General features: G+C 50.5%; 13 protein-coding genes, 1 tRNA gene and 1 pseudogene. 9 read left to right on the top strand and 6 right to left on the bottom strand.

The window, feature by feature from the left end; translation table 11 throughout:
• Nucleotides 1-3 precede the first annotated feature (3 nt).
• The 5 genes from RC74_RS01725 to RC74_RS23460 are packed head-to-tail and all read left to right on the top strand — an operon-like array spanning nucleotide 4 to nucleotide 3,665.
• The gene (locus RC74_RS01725; protein WP_039004491.1) at nucleotides 4-987 is read left to right on the top strand and encodes an ABC transporter permease; all 984 of its coding nucleotides are present in this window, start codon (nucleotides 4-6) and stop codon (nucleotides 985-987) included.
• On the top strand, nucleotides 984-1,988 hold the full coding sequence (locus RC74_RS01720) for an ABC transporter permease (RefSeq protein WP_039004490.1): 1,005 nt from the start codon (nucleotides 984-986) through the stop codon (nucleotides 1,986-1,988). Before RC74_RS01725 ends, RC74_RS01720 begins: the two co-directional genes overlap by 4 nt.
• Nucleotides 1,985-2,302 carry an L-rhamnose mutarotase gene (locus RC74_RS01715; protein ID WP_039004561.1) on the top strand — a complete coding sequence of 106 codons (318 nt, stop codon included), beginning with the start codon at nucleotides 1,985-1,987 and terminating at the stop codon, nucleotides 2,300-2,302. Before RC74_RS01720 ends, RC74_RS01715 begins: the two co-directional genes overlap by 4 nt.
• A complete protein-coding gene (locus RC74_RS23465; protein ID WP_335339569.1) occupies nucleotides 2,299-3,138 on the top strand; it encodes an FGGY family carbohydrate kinase in 840 nt (279 codons plus the stop codon). The genes RC74_RS01715 and RC74_RS23465 overlap by 4 nt, the downstream gene beginning before the upstream one ends.
• Nucleotides 3,075-3,665, top strand: coding sequence for a hypothetical protein (locus tag RC74_RS23460; protein WP_335339568.1), 591 nt, complete (start codon nucleotides 3,075-3,077; stop codon nucleotides 3,663-3,665). Before RC74_RS23465 ends, RC74_RS23460 begins: the two co-directional genes overlap by 64 nt.
• A 266-nt stretch (nucleotides 3,666-3,931) precedes the next feature.
• Here the strand turns inward: RC74_RS23460 and RC74_RS01705 are convergent.
• From RC74_RS01705 to RC74_RS01685, 6 genes and pseudogenes are all read right to left on the bottom strand, one after another.
• Nucleotides 3,932-4,008, bottom strand: a tRNA-Met gene (locus RC74_RS01705).
• 338 nt (nucleotides 4,009-4,346) lie between these two features.
• The gene (locus RC74_RS23650; RefSeq protein WP_417935182.1) at nucleotides 4,347-4,418 is read right to left on the bottom strand and encodes a hypothetical protein; all 72 of its coding nucleotides are present in this window, start codon (nucleotides 4,416-4,418) and stop codon (nucleotides 4,347-4,349) included.
• Between the two features lie 522 nt (nucleotides 4,419-4,940).
• The gene (locus tag RC74_RS01700; RefSeq protein ID WP_236940011.1) at nucleotides 4,941-6,872 is read right to left on the bottom strand and encodes a putative bifunctional diguanylate cyclase/phosphodiesterase; all 1,932 of its coding nucleotides are present in this window, start codon (nucleotides 6,870-6,872) and stop codon (nucleotides 4,941-4,943) included.
• 177 nt (nucleotides 6,873-7,049) lie between these two features.
• Nucleotides 7,050-7,376: pseudogene (locus RC74_RS23645) on the bottom strand (CHASE domain-containing protein); the annotation flags it as partial.
• A 438-nt stretch (nucleotides 7,377-7,814) separates the two neighbouring features.
• Nucleotides 7,815-10,130, bottom strand: coding sequence for a hybrid sensor histidine kinase/response regulator (locus RC74_RS01695; protein ID WP_062628108.1), 2,316 nt, complete (start codon nucleotides 10,128-10,130; stop codon nucleotides 7,815-7,817).
• A gap of 383 nt (nucleotides 10,131-10,513) precedes the next feature.
• Nucleotides 10,514-11,047: a putative pterin-binding protein gene (locus RC74_RS01685; protein ID WP_039004487.1), complete on the bottom strand. Its 534-nt coding sequence runs from the start codon at nucleotides 11,045-11,047 to the stop codon at nucleotides 10,514-10,516.
• A 187-nt stretch (nucleotides 11,048-11,234) separates the two neighbouring features.
• Here RC74_RS01685 and RC74_RS01680 point away from each other — a divergent pair, with 187 nt between their 5' ends.
• The 4 genes from RC74_RS01680 to RC74_RS01665 all read left to right on the top strand — a co-directional run bounded on the left by RC74_RS01680 (nucleotide 11,235) and on the right by RC74_RS01665 (nucleotide 15,114).
• Nucleotides 11,235-11,858, top strand: a complete 624-nt coding sequence (locus RC74_RS01680) for a response regulator (RefSeq protein ID WP_039004486.1) — start codon at nucleotides 11,235-11,237, stop codon at nucleotides 11,856-11,858.
• A gap of 129 nt (nucleotides 11,859-11,987) precedes the next feature.
• Nucleotides 11,988-13,898 carry a cation:proton antiporter domain-containing protein gene (locus RC74_RS01675; protein WP_039004484.1) on the top strand — a complete coding sequence of 637 codons (1,911 nt, stop codon included), beginning with the start codon at nucleotides 11,988-11,990 and terminating at the stop codon, nucleotides 13,896-13,898.
• Nucleotides 13,899-14,137: 239 nt separating this feature from the next.
• On the top strand, nucleotides 14,138-14,437 hold the full coding sequence (locus RC74_RS01670) for a hypothetical protein (RefSeq protein ID WP_039004482.1): 300 nt from the start codon (nucleotides 14,138-14,140) through the stop codon (nucleotides 14,435-14,437).
• A 104-nt stretch (nucleotides 14,438-14,541) separates the two neighbouring features.
• A complete protein-coding gene (locus tag RC74_RS01665; RefSeq protein ID WP_039004481.1) occupies nucleotides 14,542-15,114 on the top strand; it encodes a hypothetical protein in 573 nt (190 codons plus the stop codon).
• The last annotated feature ends 44 nt before the right edge of the window (nucleotides 15,115-15,158 follow it).

Genomic DNA, 15,158 nt, shown 5'->3' with positions numbered 1-15,158 from the left:
GCTATGCTATCTCGTAAAATTCCCGTGCGCGAAACTATCCTAGCGGGTGCCATTGGCCTCTTGCTTATCTTAGCCGCATCGCGATTTAGTGGCTTTGTCGCCCCTGCGAATCTTGCCAATGTCTTCAATGATACTGCGCCCTTGATCATACTGGCCTTGGGCCAAATGGTCGTTATCTTGACCCGTTGCATCGACCTCTCGGTCGCGGCAAATCTTGCACTCACAGGTATGGCCGTGGCAATGATCAACGTGGCTTTTCCCGACCTGCCCATTCCAGTGATCATTGCGATTGCCATCCTTCTTGGCGGGCTGATGGGGGCGATTAACGGTATCTTGGTGTGGAAACTGTCGATCCCGCCCATCGTGGTGACACTGGGTACAATGACAATCTTTAGGGGCATGATTTTTTTGATTTCCGACGGAAAATGGGTCAATTCCCATGAGATGAGCGCCTCTTTTACCGGCTTCCCGCGCGCTGAAATTCTTGGATTGCCAATCCTCTCTTGGGCTGCAATTGTGGCCGTCGTCATCTTTGCTGTGGTGATGTCGCGCACGCCTTTAGGTCGGTCGATCTATGCCGTGGGGGGGAATCCACACGCGGCCGTTTACACTGGCATCAACGTGGGCAAAACGCAGTTTTTTGCCTTTGTGATCTCCGGCGCACTGGCTGGCCTCACTGGGTATCTTTGGGTGGCGCGTTATGCCGTGGCCTATGTGGATATCGCCGGTGGGTTTGAACTCGAAGTTGTGGCCGCTTGCGTGATCGGCGGCATTTCGATTGCGGGTGGGATCGGCTCGGTCGGCGGTGCCGTTTTGGGAGCCCTCTTTTTGGGGGTCGTGAAAAACGCGCTTCCTGTCGTCAATATCTCTCCGTTCTGGCAGTTGGCCATTTCCGGTAGCGCCATCCTGATCGCCGTGGCCTTCAACGCCAGTGCGGGCCGTACCAAAGGCCGCATCATCCTCAAATCAGCGGAGAAATCCACATGAGTGATACGTTAGCGCCCCTGCGCAATATCCCCGACCGCCTGAACAGCCGCGCTTTTCGCACGTTCCGGAGTTGGGAAAGCCTCCTACTTGCCGTTGCAGTCGCCATTTTTGTGGTCAACAGCTTTACCTCGCCCTATTTTCTAAACGCTTGGAACCTGAGCGATGCAACGTTCAATTTCACCGAAAAGGCGATGATCGCTTTTGCAATGGCCCTGTTGATTATCGCAGGGGAGATTGATCTTTCGGTGGCCTCCATCATTGCCCTTGCAAGTACGGCAATGGGCTTGGCGGTTCAACACGGGGCTGGAACGCCTGAACTGGTGGCGATTGGCTTGACGGTCGGGCTTTTGTGCGGGGCGTTCAACGCGGTTTTTGTTACCGTTTTGGGCCTTCCGTCGATTGTTGTGACCATCGGCACCATGAGCCTGTTTCGCGGGATCAGCTATATTATTTTGGGCGACGACGCCTTTCGCGGCTACCCCACAAGCTTCGCATGGTTTGGGCAGGGGTATATATATTGGGTCTTCACGGTCGAGATGCTGTTCTTCGTTATTATTGCGGTGATCTATGGCGTGTTGCTGCATAAAACCAGCTTTGGTCGCTCGGTTTATGCCATTGGTAACAATCCCACTGGCGCACTCTTTAGCGGCATTCGCGTGCAACGGGTGAAGTTCATCCTGTTCCTGCTTACGGGATTGATGTCGGGCGTGGCTGCCATTTGCCTCACGTCCCGCCTTGGGTCTACCCGCCCAAGTATCGCGCAGGGGATGGAGCTTGAGGTGGTCACCATGGTTGTTCTTGGCGGTGTCAATATCCTTGGTGGGTCTGGCTCCATTCCCGGTGTTGTTATTGCGGCTTTCGTCATGGGGCTTGTCACCTTTGGGCTGGGCCTGTTGAATGTGCCAGGCATCGTCATGTCGATATTCATCGGCCTGCTTCTGATCGGTGTAATTGCATTGCCGCGGCTATGGACTATGGCCGCAAGGGCGAAGAAACGATGAGCGAACGGTATGTTTTTCGGATGCGTCTAAACGTGGGAATGGCGAACGAGTATCAGCGCCGCCACGATGCCATTTGGCCCGAGCTTGTCGCGCTTTTGCACGAGGCAGGGGTGAGCGACTATAGTATCCATTTTGATGCGGAAACCAACCTGTTGATTGGAATACTCCTTCGCTCCGACGGGCATGGAATGGACGCGCTTGCGGACCATCCGGTGATGCAAAAATGGTGGGCGCATATGGCGGATATCATGGAGACAGAGCAGAGCGGCGCACCAGTTGCCATGCCCCTCCCAATGTTGTTTCACATGCAATGACGAACCCGCGCCACATAGCCGTTATCGATATTGGCAAGACCAATGCGAAACTCGCCCTTGTCGATCTTTCGACCCTAAAAGAAATTGCTGTTGTCACCCGCCCCAATACCGTTCTGGCGGGGCCGCCTTGGGCGCATTTTGATACCGAAGGGCATTGGGAATTCCTGCTGGCCGCGCTCAAGTCGTTTCATCGTGAACACGGTGTGGGCGCGATTTCGGTCACAACCCACGGGGCGTGTGCCGCATTGCTCGATGCTCAGGGCGCCTTGGCAGCACCCATTCTTGATTACGAACATCCGATCCCCGCGGAAATTTCGGCGCGGTATGATGCCTTGCGCCCCCCCTTCTCGCAAACTGGATCGCCGCGCTTGGCCCACGGGCTGAACGTTGGCGCGCAACTCCATTATCAGTTTTCTCAGGACCTAGATTTAAAAACACGCACCGCGCATATCGTTGGGTATCCGCAATATTGGGGACATCGGCTAACTGGTGTCGTGGCGAATGATGTGACGTCCATCGGCTGCCACACGGACCTATGGAACCCGCATGAATCGCAGTTTTCTAACCTCCCAGAGCGACTTGGTATCGAACAAAAAATTGCGCCCGTGCATAAATCCGGTGACGTTCTGGGCACGCTTCTGCCTGAAATCGCGATGGTCACCGGCCTACCAGCCAGCACCCCCGTGGTCTGCGGCATTCACGATTCAAATGCTTCTTTGTATCCGCATTTACTAACGCAAAAGACGCCATTTTCAGTTGTTTCAACGGGAACATGGGTGATTGCGATGTCCGTCGGTGGGGGAGTTTTGCCAATGATCCCAGCCGCGACACCCTGATCAATGTGAATGCTCTCGGATATATGGTGCCTTCTGCGCGCTTCATGGGGGGGCGAGAATTTGAGCGAATTCAGAACGGGCACCCCTTCGAGGCGTCCGAAAGCGACGAGCAAGCCGTGTTGTCAGGCGGGATCAAGTTGCTGCCGTCCGTCGAAAACGAAAGCGGGCCATATCAAGGGCACGAAATGCAGTGGCATGGCGGTGAACCCGCCGAAGGTTCAGGGGTGCGGGCGATTGCATTGTCCTATTATCTAGCCCTCATGACGCAAACCTGCCTTGACCTCACGGGGGCCAAAGGGCCAACCATTGTTGAGGGCCCCTTCGCGCGAAACGCGTATTTCCTCGACATGCTGGGGGCTGCGACGGGTCGCCCGATCTTTCGAAGTCTTTCAGCAACAGGCACGAGCATCGGGGCCGCGCTTTTGTGTGGGTCCTCAAGTGCGATACCTTCGCCGGATGTAGTCGCGGCGTCAAAACAAGTGGATAGCCTCACAGCATACGCGCAAGCTTGGCAGCGTTTGACCTGAACACTGTCAAGGTTACCTGTCTTCGCTGTGGCCAATCATGGAAGCCCTAAACGAAGGCCATCTGTAGGATTTTCTTGGTAACTTTCGCGGCAATCTCTGGCCTTAGTTGAGATGCCGAACAGGAATTCGACCTGAGTAATGAGACAATCGGCGAACTTCGGGTTACTATCCTACTCACGGGGCTGCAGCCCTATTGCAGTCCCGGTGGAAAATAGTAGAGAAGATTTTGGCCACTGACTATAACAGCCTGAATTCTAATGGGATTTTGGTAGCGGAGGAGGGACTTGAACCCCCGGCACGCGGATTATGATTCCGCTGCTCTAACCAACTGAGCTACTCCGCCATACTGAATGGCTGTTTAGGTAAATGTTTGGATAAGGTCAAGCGATGAATTTGAAGAAAACACAGACTTTTTGGAATAGAAGAAATCTTGAGGATCGGTTGCCCTAAAGGCGAATCCTTATGTGGGGAGTCAAAACCGTTCCCAGGAAATTCATAACCAAGTAGCACTATGCGATAAACATAAATACACATGTATACTGAATGACCTGTTCCCCTAAGTGGCCGCTAATGTGAGTTAGTCCAGCTCAGGTTTTGGTTCTTCTTTGGCCTGTTAACATATCCAGCTGGTGACATGCCAGCGAGGCTGGAGTGCGGGCGGTGGTAGTTGTAGTCGATGCGCTATGCCGCCACTAGATTGCGGGCATGGCACAGTTTATCGAGTAGGTGCTCGTACAGGCATTCATCTGTCATACTTCCATTGAAGCTTTGGAAAAATCCGTTCAGCATTGGTTTGCCATGGGCGATTTAATACCACTCGACTTTGCGATCTTCCTGCCATTTCAGAATTACGCTACCTCTCAGTTCGGTGCCGTTATTGCTGACGACAATGCTAGGGTTCGCTTGAATTCACGAACTACTTCTGGTCGTCTTTAGGTGAACGCTGTTGCTTCCAAGCACGCCTCTAAGTCTAGTGAACTTTCTCGTGTGTTGCTATGAACGACTGAATCGATCGTCCATTCATAATTGGGGGAACTACTGCTAATTTCTAAATAAACTGATGCAGGAAACGGACCAAAGCTTCTCAAAACATGAGTACGTTAGAACATCGCGACCGTCCAAGGGTTTCTTGGGTAGCGTTTTATTACTGTTTATGCCAAAATTTTCTAGATTCAATACAAGGGCGCGTTTACATGGGCGCGCGTTGGTCTGGTCGAATTTTAGTTTTGTATTTATGTGTTAAAACAGTGAAGAATTTGCGAATGCCGGCCTATTCTATGAGGTCGTCACTTTTCCCACATGAATTTGATCTCGCACGAGGAGTTCAAAAAAACTATCCCCCGACATGGGCCGACAAAGTGCGTAGCCCTGGAGCGCGTGACATCCCATACTTTGAAGGGTGTCGATGTGAAATTGGGTTTCAATGCCCTCAGCGATAACCTCAATATCAAGGGAGCGCCCAATCTCAATTAGAGAAGCAACAATTTTCCGCGCGGACGGGGAGAAACTAATTGGAGTAACAAGTTGATTGTCAATTTTAAGGCGCATGGGGCGAAGCTTTTGTAGGGCAACAATCGACGCGAACCCTGTTCCAAAATCATCGATTTCAATTTCGATTCCCATGTCCTTTATGCCTGCAACATTATCTTTCAGCATTTGATTTTCATCATCCATAAAAATCGATTCTACTAATTCAAAACATATGGAACCACGTGGAATATCCAGTTTTGCGAGGTCATCCAAAATATGTGGACTAGCTATCTGCCTCGCGGACACATTTACCGAAATCCTTGGTACAATGGCTCCCGCCTTTTGCCAGCTAATGCGATCCGCTAAAACACAAAGAAGTATTGCACGGTCAATATCGGCATCTCTTCCAATTTCTTTTGCGTTTTCAAGAAAATCTTTGGGAGTGAGAAGGCCACGGGTTGGGTGGTTCCAACGGGCGAGCGCTTCGACACCAAAAAACGACAAATCCGAACCGCTGTATTGGGGTTGATAATAGGGTATCATTTGCCCTTCTGTCAGCGCGATTTCTATCTCAGAGAGAAAACTATTTTTGCGATCTAAAGTGCGTCGAAGTTCTGTGTCGCAGAGTTGAAACTGGCCTCTTCCCAAGATTTTAGCCTCATATAATGCGACATCGGCGTCCCTTAGGATGTTTTGTGGAGTTGTCGTGGAAATAGCGTCCGTAGCGATACCGATCGACGCCCCAATTGTTATTTTTCCATTTGAAACACTGAGAGGTAAGGATAATCGGCGGATTATTTTTTCCGCGAGGGTTTGCAGATGGTTCTCTTGCGCGAAAAAACTCTTACTTTTTCTGCTAATGAAAATGATGAACTCATCTCCACCGAGTCTAATAACATGATCTTGATCGTCAATAAGAGTTCTTAGGATATTGCCGACTTGATTTAGAATATTGTCACCTGCTAAATGGCCTAATGTGTCATTTACAGTCTTAAATCCGTCCAAATCTATCTGGAGAACACCAGCAAAAGCTTCGCCTGCGGCGTAGCTCACTTTGTGTTCTTCAAGGCGTTGATCAAGGAAGCGACGATTGGGAAGTTCAGTAAGTGCGTCGTGGTGAGCAAGGAACTCGACGCGCTGTCTCGCCAGTTCTATTTCAAAGTTTTTCTCTTTTAAATTTTGATTTGCGGCCTCGAGCGATTTTTGCATTTCTGTTTCTTCGGTAACATCCCAATTTACTCCAACAATTTTTGTACGCCCTTTGAATTGAATTATGTTTGCTAAAGAACGGACGTGGCGAATGCCGCCATTTGGCAATAGGATTCGGTAAACGGATCTAAAATGAACGCGCCCACCAACCCCAGCCTCAAAATCAGCTTCTGCTCGTTCGCGATCTTCCGGATGAATGCGAGCCGCCCAATCAGTATGGTAGTGTTCCCTAAAGGAGGGGGGGTATCCATACAGTTCATTCATCCGCGCATCCCAGATGATCGTTTTTTTGTCGACATCAAATTCCCAAACTCCAGCCCCAGCGGCTTCCATGGCGAGGTGAAGGCGTCGGGATTGCCGATGTAGATCGCCCTTTTGCTCAGAAAGAACATCAATATACTCATGGCGCTGGTGTATGAGGAATGCGGAGGCAAGCATGGGCGCAATGATCATCAGGGCTGCAACCAAAAACGCACTTCGAAGAAGCCAGAGTGCTGGAGGTATCGTTTTCCAGCCCTCTTTAGGCACCGCTGAAATTCGCCATGCGCCCGTGGGAAGACGAACTTCCATTTGAACGGGGGTGTTCTGAATTGTTTCTATATTTCCAAAAAACATCTTCCGGTCGCCATTCACGGTATCTTGGCTTTCAAGGGCGATGCTGATTTTTGAATACGGATCATAAAGGCCGCTCGTTGAGTAAAGGCGGTCCAGATCAATGACGGCTGCAAGGACCCCCCAGAAGGGTTCAGACGGGGCATGCATGTTGAAAATTGGGTAGCGCCCAATAAAAGCCCGCCCCCCTTGGACCAGTTCGACTGGCCCTGTGAGGACCAGTTTCTTTGTGTCGCGAGCATGTAGCACAGCTGCCAGCTGTATCGGGAGCTTTCTGTAATCTATGCCGATTGTCGTCTCATTGCCCTTGGTTGGGTAAATGAGTTTGATTACCATGTCTGGTGCCGCGGCCACGTTGCGAACGTTTTTACTATTGCGGAAGAATTCCGCTGCAAGTTCAGTAAAAGTTTCCTGCGACATGTCCGGTTCGATCGAGAGCGCCGCTGCGAGACCCTGCGCGAGGTAGAGGTCGCTGTTGAGGTGAATCTCAAGATTAGCGCGCACGTCGTTGGCTAGGGCGCTGACATCATCTCTCAAGGACTGAGCAAAAATCTTTTTAGTTTGAAGCTCCGTCACATACCAAACGGACGCAACCAGAAGCGCGGCAATAATGGCAGGCAATAAAGATAACTTCGGAAAAAAACGCAGTCTGTTTTTCCGGTTTAAGGCGTCTTGAGGCAGTTTGTTTGCTCCTAATGATAGATTTTGCCCAGTTTCGGACTTAAGTGAGTTTTGCGCGACGTGTCCCTATTATGTTCGCTGGTTGGAGCAGCATCGCGGTCTTTATCATATTCGAACCCAGCATGTGTTTTAGCAGCCCAAGTTCAAATTGCTGTTATAATGCTAACACATAAAAGATTAACGGGGCCTTTCCCTTGGGTCAGCATTGACGGTGACCGCTTCATCATAGACCTCTGCGCCCAAAGTCCGTTCCAAACAAATTGCCGCTTCGTTAAGTTCCTCTCTAAGAGCGTCAAAATTGTCAGTCTCTGCTATGGATTGTGCCGCCGCTAATTTGGCGTGAAGCGCGCTGGCTCCCATTGAGGCGCTCAGGCCCGCAAGCTTGTGAATTTGAATAACTAGGTCTTTCGGTTGGCTGACTGGCGGCTGATTGCTTAAATCTTCGATGAGATACTGAAACCCCTTTTTCATTTCGCTGCGAAAACGGGCGCAGGTTTTTGCAAAGCGTTCAGGGCCGAGGACGTCCCTAATACTTTCTATCTGTTGGATGTCCAAAAGCTCGCCAGCAAGGATAGGTGCCTCCGTTTTTGCCACGGGCTTAAACCCCAAGACAGCCAGTATATCTGCGCGGCCGACCGGCTTAACAAGAACATCGTACATGCCCGCCGCAAGGCAATCATCACGGCTTTCTTGGCTTGAATGGGCCGTGAAGCCAATAATTTTTGCGCCCGCCGACGCGCCCATCCCATTCGCTCGCAGCTTTTTTGTGGCGGCTATACCGTCCAGTACCGGCATGCTGATATCCATGAATATATAGTCAAACTTGGTTGCATTTGCCGCTTCAACCCCCGTTTGCCCGTTTTCTGCAGTCCGCACCTCTAGGCCCACATCCTCAAGGAACTCAAGCATGAGCGTCCTATTGATCGCGTTATCCTCCACCAAAAGGGCCCGAATGCCTTGAGTACGGTTCCCAACGGAAGAGGCAGCGTTGAAGGAAGGCTCGTCTTTATTTGTCTCTGGCGGTGGACAATTTACAAACGGAAGCTTTACCCAAAATGTACTCCCCACACCGACTTCGCTTTCAACCCCCATCTCGCCGCTCATCGTTTGAACCATGCGGCGGGTAATGCTGAGCCCGAGGCCGGTTCCATCTGCGTCACGGTCATATCCAGTGTTCAACCGCACGAAATCATTGAATATAACTTCTAGTTTGTCGTTGGGAATGCCGAGTCCGTTATCTGTCACATGCACCTCAAAGCAAACGGTCCCATCTCCTTGGGAAAAGGTGCCAAAATCAATCTGGATGTGCCCGTTTTGGGTGAATTTAATCGCATTCCCCAAAAGATTGATTAAAATACTTCGAAAACGCCTTTTGTCGCCAATGTAAAAACCGGCATCTGCCCCCGTGAAATCAGCGCCCAACGAATTCCCCCGCGCGCGGGCCAGGGACTGGGCGTTCTCCATAATCTCCTCAATGGCTTCTAGCGGACTAAACCTGTCTTTGCGGGGGGCCGTTTCTGAGGCATCCAAGCTCGCGATATCTAGAACATCATTGACGTGGCTTAAAAGATGGGCCGCCGACGAGCGCGCGATGGAAAAGAATTTGCTTTGATAGGGCGTAAGCGTCGTGGAGGACAAAACTTCATGTGCGGAAATGACCCCATTTAAAGGCGTACGCATTTCGTGGCTCATAATTGTAATGAAGTCGGATTTGGCCTTGGCCATTTTGAGGGCTTCGTCACGGGACCGCAGGATATTTTCCTTGATGGCCTCGCGCTCCGAGATGTCGCGCACAAAGGAAATGAAAATCGTTTGGTCGCCATCGACAGCGGGTGCAATCGAAACCTCGATTGGGATGACTTCACCCCCTTTTTTCAACCCGTTAAGTTGCAGGAGCCCCTTTCCAACTAGGGGGCTCTCGCCGGTTTCCAAATGCTGACGGATTTCCGAGCGCATGATCGATCGATTGCTTTCGGGGATAAGGTAGTGAAGAGCCTGTTTGCCCAGAACTTCGTCGCGCGAATAGCCAAAAACATGCTCGGCGGCGCCATTATAATCCAAGAGAACACCATTTTGATCGCTGACAATGACCGCATCAAGTGACGCCCCGATGGTCGACTGCAGGCGCGCTGTGACATTGGCCAGAGATATTTGAGTTGCCCGTTCTTCGCGAGCGGAACGATAGAGGAGGACCACGACTGAAATAAACGAAACCGCTAGGAGGAGGGCGATGACCAATATTTGAATGAGAAGTTTGGACAATTGTGCACGGTGATCGTCAGACGTTTTGGCAAAAAGCTTGATTGTGTAGCTTGATAGCGTTTGCAAAAACGTACCCTGTGCCCCGATTTGCGCGTAAAGAATAGGAAGGTCATGCCGCAGTTCTTTATCTGGCTGATCGATGATCCTTGCAAGTTCAATTGTTTGGACATGGAGTGCATCCAGAAGCGCAATTAGCTGCGCATCTGGCGTAAGATGGTTGGAACTCCGCATAGAAGTTACGGTCTCTGAGCGCGAGTAATACAGGTCAAATCTACGTCGAAGGGGGCCAAATTCACATCTGGAGATCGCATTGCCAAAAGGAGAGCTTGTTGCAGACGAGCCTGCTCAACGTTCAGCTGCGTTAGTGTCCATTGTGAGCCACCATTCGGAGAGGACTCAAGCAGTTCAAGATGGTCGCGTACTGATTGGCTCAGGGGGATAACCGCAGTGACAAGCCCAAAAATTGCTAAGCTAAGAACAACAAAACGCCACTGTTGGAGGCCGAATTTTCGGATGTTGCTCATTCGGCTCCTTGAAGGTTTCGCGCCTAAACTCCAGAGGTGCGCTTCCGCAAGGCAACCTTAGCGTGTAATCTTCGCATTGAGGAGAAAAAACTACTCGAGGACTTCAATTTCTTCGAGTTGCCAAATGCTGCGGGTATAAATGGTCTCTGTGCGGTATTTTTTTTCAGTATCAAAGGGATAAACAATCCAAAGGGGGCCTTTGTCTCGCAAAGACATAAGCTCTCTATCCATTTCATACGCAACAATAGGATAGAGATCGTCAGCCTCCGGTGCTGGAAAGTTGATGGCATAGTCATTTGCCGCGCGCGCGCGCAGGGTCACCGGCTCAGCGCCATCAATCAACTTAACTTGTGCAAGAAGTGTCGAGAGCGGGACACCTTTAAACTGGTGCACGCCTTCAGTCCAGATTGTCGAGGTCATGAAAGTTTCGCTAGGGAGTGCTTGGAGCATATCAATTGAAAACGCAGCACTCCCTTCCTTTTCATACCCCAATATGTTTTGCCCAGACACCGTCAATACAATTTCCGCCTGTGGCTGCTGCTCTTGGTTCGCGTATGTTATACCCGTGAGTGAGATCGCGAAGATGGCAGCTGTGCGAATTATGGAAACCGGTTTTAAATACATTGACCGTCCTTTTCAATTGTCTTTAGTATATAGGCTCTGCGACAAAAAATGTTTTGGCAATTTGGGATAGTTGTCTATACTTTTGTATAGTTAGTATTTTATTTTCGAATTATATCGGTTTTATTCTTTCGACGCAAAGGCTTGCGCTGGAGAGTCTTGGGTTTCTATGAATTTCTAGGAGATATTTTTGCGCGTTCTGGTTATCGATGATCATACAATGGTGCTTGATATGATCTCTTCCCTTCTTGCTAACGAGACAGATATGGATGTTGCTGTGGCAACGGATTTTCCAACCGCGCTTGAGCTTCTCAATACGGGGCGTCCTTATGATCTCACGCTTTTGGATTTTAGTATGCCAGGGATGGTCGGACTTGAAGGCCTTGCCGCAGCGATCAATGTTTCTCAGGGCAAGCCCGTGGCAATTATGTCGGGTGTGGCCAGCAAAGAAACCGCAGTGGAGGCCATTAACGCCGGGGCCGCTGGGTTTGTTCCAAAAACGATGCATGCAAAATCGCTTGTGAGTGCCGTCCGGTTTATGGCGTCGGGCGAAATATTTTTACCTACGGCCTTTATGGAAACCACGGGCGAAAAGGCGGAAATTCACCCGATAATTAAAGATTTTACGCAACGTGAGCGTGAAGTTCTTGAGGGGGTTTGCCGCGGGTTATCCAATAAGGAAATTGCGCGAGAATTGGATCTGCGCGAAGTGACGATAAAGCTCCATATGAAAAACCTATCGCGAAAAATTGGGGCGAACAATCGTACACATGCGGCCATGATTGCGCGCAACGCGGGCTTGTTCACGCCCTAGCGAAACCCATGTAGCAACGGGGAAACGGGCGCGCACACAGGTCTTGCGCAAGCACGCACCGTGTTTTTCCTATTTTTGGTGCCAAAACGCGGCTAGTTTTACCTGACCCCAAAAACTGGACGCCCAAAAATGACAGATTTTTTACTCCTCGCCTTTATTTTCCTCATCGCTGGGGTCTTCTCGGTACCTATTGCGGCTCGGCTCGGGTTGGGATCGGTGCTTGGGTATTTGATCGCGGGTATCCTCATTTCTCCTTTGCTTGCGCTCCTGCACGTCGATGTTGTGTCGATTCAGCATTTCGCCGAGTTTGGGGTTGTGATGATGCTGTTCCTCGTCGGATTGGAGCTTGAGCCAAAACTGCTCTGGGCTATGCGGGCGAAACTCCTCGGTCTTGGGGGCGCACAAGTTGCCTTTACGACGGGCGCTGTGATGCTCGCGGCAATGGTACTTGGCCAAGTGTGGAGTATTGCCCTCGCGATTGGGCTTGTCTTTGCCCTGTCCTCGACCGCAATCGTGCTGCAAACCCTTGGCGAAAAGGGGTTGATGAAAAGCGACGGCGGGCAGGCCAGTTTTTCTGTGCTGCTGTTCCAAGATATTGCTGTGATCCCGATGCTGGCCCTCATTCCTTTGTTGGCGCTCACCGACCTAACAGATGTGGTGCACTACGCCGCATCGGTCGCTGACGCCGGTGCCCATGACGAGGGGATGAGTCTGGTCGCTGGGTTAAATGCTTGGCAAACCACGCTTGTTACGATTGCTGCCGTTGCTGCCGTCGCCGTTGGTGGCAATTATTTGACAGGCCCGATTTTCCGCTTTATCGCGGGTGCCCAATTGCGCGAGTTGTTTACCGCTACGGCGTTGATGATTGTGATCGGCATTGCTTTGCTCATGTCTCTTGTCGGCCTCTCGCCTGCGTTGGGCACGTTTCTCGCCGGCGTTGTCTTGGCCAATAGCCCATACCGCCACGAGCTTGAGTCCGACATCGAACCGTTCAAAGGCCTTTTGCTCGGTCTTTTCTTTATGACCGTTGGTGCCAGCGTAAATTTCCCCCTGCTGTTTGCGAATCTCGGGTCAATCATCGGCCTTACGCTCGGATTGATTGCGATCAAAGCGGGTGTTCTCTTTGTTCTGGGCGTTGTGTTTAAACTCTCTGGAAGTGATCGCTGGCTGTTTGCGCTGGGCCTTGCGCAGGCGGGGGAGTTTGGGTTCGTTTTACTATCCTTCACCGTTGGCGCGAACGTCATTCCCGCAGAAATCGCTGACCAGTTGTTGCTCGTTGTGGCGCTGTCGATGCTCCTGACGCCGGCTTTGTTCATTCTGTATGATCGCGTGATTGCGCCGCGCTACCTTGTTGATTTTGAGCGAGAGGCGGATGAGGTTCCCGAGAATAGCCACATCATTATTGCCGGACATGGCCGTGTTGGCGGTATTGTGTCGCGGATTTTACAAAGCGCAGGTTATACGCCGACTGTGATTGATTTTAGCTCCAAGCAGCTCGATATGTTGAGCAAATTTGGCGTCCGGGCCTATTACGGCGACGCGACGCGCCTCGATATGCTCCATTCGGCGGGGATTGATCAGGCCAAGATGTTGGTCGTTGCCATCGACGGCAAAGAAGCGATCACGGAACTGGTGAAATACGTAACACAGACGCATCCGCATGTGCATATTGTGGCGCGCGCCATCGATCGAAATCATGTGTACGATCTTTGGTTCGCTGGATGTCGAGACGTTATCCGTGAAACCTACGATAGTTCCCTGCGCATGGGGCGCTCTGGTTTGGAGGCTCTGGGGGCCACACGCGCGCAAGCGGATCGTGCGTGTCAGGCCTTTGATGTGAGTGACCGAAAATCAATTCTGGCAATGGCAGAGCACTATGATCCGGAACTTTCCTATGAAGAAAATGACACCTACACATCCAAAGTCCGCGAATATGCACAAGAGTGGGCGGCGGATTTAACCTCGGAAATCGCGGCTATCTTGAGTGAAAAACCAGCCCCAAGATCGGATGAGGCCGATCCCTCGTCCAAGAAGAAATGAAGCTACGTTTTTGGTTAGGGCACTAGGGATTGAAAATCGTACCAACCCTCAATTTGATACTATATGCTGGAATCCTCATGCCCCATTGTTAGGGCATGATTGACGAGTATCAGGGTTGCGCTTCGGTGCAATCCTTTCCCCAAACGGCAGTCTATCCGTTGAAATATTATAATTTCCTTGATTGTTTACAGTTTGGTGGCACAATAGAGGGACATAATCATAAGGAATAGGCCTATCCTATGTCGGTTTTTGCAATTGCTGCTCAGCTGAAAAAAATGCTTCTCGGGATGGAGAAGGACTTGGGGTTTGACACGTTGTCGGAGTCCGAGAAGTCTATTTTGTATGCTGTCATTGATTTGGAAGGCGGAAGCGCAATTCATTCCAGTTTGATAAAATCCCATGAGTTGACCGATAGCTTGACGAAACCCACATTCCATCGCGCCCTGAAATCCTTGGTTTCAAAAGGGTACATTTCTCATGAAGACGGTACAAAGACGGGTCTGTATCGGTTTAAGAAAGCTAACTTCAAGACCTCATAGGGTGGGCTGCGCTTAATGGGAAGAAGTTTTCCTGTATCTTATTGAAACGTATTATTTATTTAAGTTTTTGGCGCGGTATGCTTTGGGCATAGGATGGTTTGCAAATGTTCCGTGATAGCACTTGGATTGTGCCAATGATTTTGGTCACATCCGCTTATCTAGTTTGTTTTTATGCGACGTTTCTCATTATTCTCCCTTTTCAGAATGCCGTGTTTGGAACCATTCCGGTTTACGCGAGTTTGTTGTACTTGCCGCATGGCGTAAGGGTTTTGGTGGCCCGTTTTTATGGGTGGAAGGCAGTCTTGTTCCTTACACCAGCCACATTGCAAACCCACTACTATATAAGCGGTTGGAAAGGTGGGGCCGAAACTAATCTGATATCGGTGGGGGTGAGCATTCTGTGTGCGCCCTTAAGCTTTTGGATATTCGAAAAGGTCAAAAACGCAGTGGGTAAAGGTGCGAAACCCGATTTTGATTGGCGCAGCCTCTTGATCGTCGGTGTAATGGCATCGCTAATCAATGCTATGGCGTTGAATATGTATCACTCTGATCTTGCTCCGAGCGAAATATTGCGCGCGTTTCTGGCTTATTTGATCGGCGATATTTCGGGGCAATTCTTTCTCATGTTCCTTCTCATGATGAGTTTTCGGTGGGCGCGAAAACTTGAAAGGGCGTAAGCGAGCATCTTTATAAGTCGCCCAAAATCGCAAAAAAGGAGCCC

Origin of the sequence: Falsihalocynthiibacter arcticus (assembly GCF_000812665.2) — a bacterium.
Lineage (GTDB): Bacteria > Pseudomonadota > Alphaproteobacteria > Rhodobacterales > Rhodobacteraceae > Falsihalocynthiibacter > Falsihalocynthiibacter arcticus.
This window is presented reverse-complemented; position numbering and strand designations above follow the sequence as displayed.